Consider the following 3,086-nt stretch of genomic DNA (forward strand, 5'->3'; position numbering starts at 1 on the left):
CCTCCGCTCCGCCCGTCCCGGTGCCCGCCGAGGGCTGACCCGCCCACCGGCGGCACCACCGCACCACCGCACCACCGGCACCACGCCCAACGGCACCACCAACGACACCGCCACCGCCACCGCCCCTCCGCGACAGGAGCTCTCCGCATGGCCTCGTTGTCCAAGCCCGACGCGCCCCGGTTCGACGTCGACGTCTTCCAGAACGAGTACCTCGCCCAGGGCGCCCAGGAGGTCAACGCCATCGTCACGGTCACCGCGACCGGCGGCGGCACCTCCGGCGGGCGGCCGATCGGCGCCCCCGGGCCGGACGCCGCCGTGGTGCTGGTGATCGACTGCTCCGGTTCGATGGAGCACCCGGGCAGCAAGATGCGGCACGCCCGCGAGGCCACCGCCGCCGCGATCGACGAACTGCGCGACGGCGTCGCCTTCGCCGTGGTCGCCGGGACGCACGAGGCCGTCGACGTCTACCCGGGCGGCGGCCGGCTGGAGACCGCCGACCGGGACACCCGCGAGCGGGCCAAGGACGCGCTGCGCCGGCTCACCCCGTCCGGCGGCACCGCGATCGGCACCTGGATAGCCAGGGCGCAGCAGCTGTTCGCCTCCCGCCCCGGGGCCTCGATCCGGCACGCCGTCCTGCTCACCGACGGCCGCAACGAGCACGAGAAGCCCGCCGACCTGCAACGCGCCCTGGACGCCGCCGCCGGGTACTTCACCGCCGACTGCCGGGGCGTCGGCACCGACTGGGAGGTCGCCGAGCTGCGGAGGATCGCCTCCGCACTGCTCGGCACCGTCGACATCGTCGCCGAGTCCGCCGGGCTGGCCGACGACTTCCGCGCCGTCATGTCCGCCACCATGGGCAAGCAGGTCGCCGACGTCGCCCTGCGGGTGTGGACGCCCGCCAACGCCCGGGTGCGGTTCGTCAAGCAGGCCGCCCCGGCGTTCGAGGACCTCACCGACCGCCGCACCCCGGCGGGCACCCGGGCCGCGGACTACCCGACCGGCTCCTGGGGCGACGAGTCCCGGGACTACCACGTGTGCGTGGAGGTCCCGGCGGCGGCCGTCGGCAGCGAGATGCTGGCGGCCCGGATCAGCCTGGTCCTGCCGCACCCCGACGGCACCGCCGAGGTGCTCGGCCAGGGCCTGGTGCGCGCCGTGTGGACGGACGACCTGGCCTCCTCGACCCGGATCAACCCGCAGGTCGCGCACTACACCGGGCAGGCCGAGCTGGCCGACTCGATCCGCGTGGGCCTGGAGGCCCACCGGGCGGGCGACTTGGCGCGGGCGGGCGCCGAACTCGGAACCGCCGTCCGACTCGCATACGCCAGCGGCAACGAGGGCACCCTCAAGCTGCTGCGGAAGGTGGTGGACGTGGTCGACGAGCGGGAGGGTACCGTTCGGTTCCGTAAGAACGTGAGCGAGGCCGACTCGATGACCCTCGAGACCCGGTCGACCAAGACCGTGCGCGTGAAGAAGTGAGCCGGACACCCGCCGGACCCGAACCTGCTGGAGTGGGGACCTGATGCCGATCTGCCCTAGGGGACACGAGTCACAGGCCGAGGACTGGTGCGACTACTGCGGCTTCCCGATGACGCCGCCGCCCGGCCTGGCGATCCCCGGCTTCCCGAACGGCCCGGCCCAGCCCGGCGCCCAGGGGCAGCCGGGCGCCCAGCCGCACCCCGGCGGGCCCGCCGCGCCGCCGCCGGGCCCGCCCCCGTACACCTCCTCCGGCTACCCGCCGGTCGGGCCGGGTCCGGGCAGCACCCCGCCGTCCGGCACCCCCGTCGGCGGGGGCGGCTACTTCGAGCCGCGCCGCACGCCGACCCCGCCCGCCGGCACGCCCACCGGGCCCGCCGCGGGCGCGCCCGGCGCACCCGGCGCCCCCGGCCCGTACGGCGCTCCGCCGCCGCCCCCGCCCACCACCGGGCTGGTCACCTGTCCGATCTGCCGCAGCCCGCAGACCGGCCGGTACTGCGAGGAGTGCGGCTACGACTACAACCTGGCCACCTCCGCCCGCCCGCCGGGCGCGGCGCCCGCCCCGCTGGGCCACCAGCCGCCCCCGGCGCCGCCGCAGGCCCAGCGGCCCCCGCAGCAGGGCTACGGCTTCCCGCCGCCCGCCGCCGCGCCCCCGGCCGCGCCGTCCCCGTTCGAGCCCCCGGCCCCGCCGCCGTACGAGCAGCGGCCGCCGCAGCAGCCGCAGCCGCCGCAGCCGTACGAGCAGCACCAGCAGCGGGCCCCCTACGAGCAGCCGCACCAGCCGCAGCAGCACCAGCCGCACGCGCCGCAGTCCCCGTACGAGCGCCCGGCCCCGCCGCCGTACGAGCAGCCGCAGCAGCCGCAGCAGCACCAGCCGCCGCAGCCGCAGCAGCCGTACGAGCGCCCCGGCCAGTCCGGCGCGCCCGGCTACCCGGCCGCGCAGGCCGCGCCGTCCGCCCCGCCCGCGCCGCACTTCGAGCAGCCCCCGGCGGCGGGGTTCCCGGACATCGACTACGAGCGCACCGGCCCGGTGTACCCCGAGCCGTCCGCGCCGGGGCGGCCGTCCCAGCCGCAGCCGGGCTCCGACTCGGGCACGTCGTTCCGGCTCACCCCGCCCGGACAGCAGCCCGGGGGCGCGCCGCAGCAGCGCGCCACCTGGTTCGCCGTGGTGGCGCCCGACCACGAGTACTTCACCGACATGATGACCCGCAGCGGCCCGGAGGCGGCGGGGCTGTACTTCCCGCAGTACGCCTCCGAGCGGCGGATCCAGCTGACCGGCCGCGGCCAGCTGCGGATCGGCCGGCGCAGCCAGCAGCGCGGCACCGTGCCGGAGATCGACCTGTCGGCCTCCCCGGAGGACCCGGGCGCCTCGCACCACCACGCCCTGCTGGCCGAACAGCCGGACGGCAGCTGGGTGGTGGTCGACCAGGACTCCACCAACGGCACCACCATGAACGGCAGCCCGGACACCCTGCCGCCGCACACCGCCGTCCCGCTGAACGACGGCGACCGGATCCACGTCGGCGCCTGGACCACCATCACGGTGCACCTGGCCTGACGGCGCGGAAGCTGACGGTGCGTCACCACCGGCCCGCCGCCGGGGAGTCCGGCTC

At 77.1% G+C, this 3,086-nt stretch carries 2 protein-coding genes; both read left to right on the plus strand.

Translation table 11 applies throughout. The annotated features are described in order from the left end of the window. The first annotated feature begins 147 nt into the window (after positions 1-147). Positions 148-1,476 (plus strand): VWA domain-containing protein, encoded by a 1,329-nt coding sequence (locus ACFUEL_RS37560; RefSeq protein WP_380242369.1) that lies wholly within the window; start codon positions 148-150, stop codon positions 1,474-1,476. A 43-nt stretch (positions 1,477-1,519) separates the two neighbouring features. Further along, positions 1,520-3,031 (plus strand): FHA domain-containing protein, encoded by a 1,512-nt coding sequence (locus ACFUEL_RS37565; RefSeq protein WP_380242371.1) that lies wholly within the window; start codon positions 1,520-1,522, stop codon positions 3,029-3,031. The last annotated feature ends 55 nt before the right edge of the window (positions 3,032-3,086 follow it).

The sequence above is a fragment of the Kitasatospora sp. NPDC057198 genome, from assembly GCF_042670125.1.
In the GTDB taxonomy this organism is placed as follows: Bacteria; Actinomycetota; Actinomycetes; order Streptomycetales; family Streptomycetaceae; genus Kitasatospora.